The sequence below is a fragment of the Streptococcus sp. HMSC062H02 genome (genome assembly GCF_001813005.1).
Taxonomy (GTDB): domain Bacteria; phylum Bacillota; class Bacilli; order Lactobacillales; family Streptococcaceae; genus Streptococcus; species Streptococcus oralis_S.
In genome coordinates, this window is the sequence record NZ_KV811105.1 from 1 (window position 1) to 255 (window position 255).

The 255-nt window shown below is 41.2% G+C and carries 1 protein-coding gene; it reads left to right on the forward strand.

What is annotated here, in order from left to right:
- Positions 1-255: SHIRT domain-containing protein (locus tag HMPREF2885_RS03615; protein ID WP_148131124.1), on the forward strand; the 255-nt coding region annotated here is incomplete at both ends.

Here is a 255-nt window from a genome sequence, read left to right on the forward strand (position 1 = left end):
CACCAACACAACCAAGTCAAACAGAGGTTAAGACAGCAGAAGGAACATGGAGCTTCAAGTCCTACGATAAGACATCGGAAACAATTAATGGATCAGATGTTAAGTTTATAGGTACATGGGAATTTACAGCAACTCCAGTTCCAACAGTGACTCATAAAGTGGTTCACGAGTTTGTCAGCGGAACTCCAGGTAAAGAACTTCCACAAGAAGTTAAAGTTTTGCTTCCAGCAGACCAAACAAACTTGAAAGATGGCA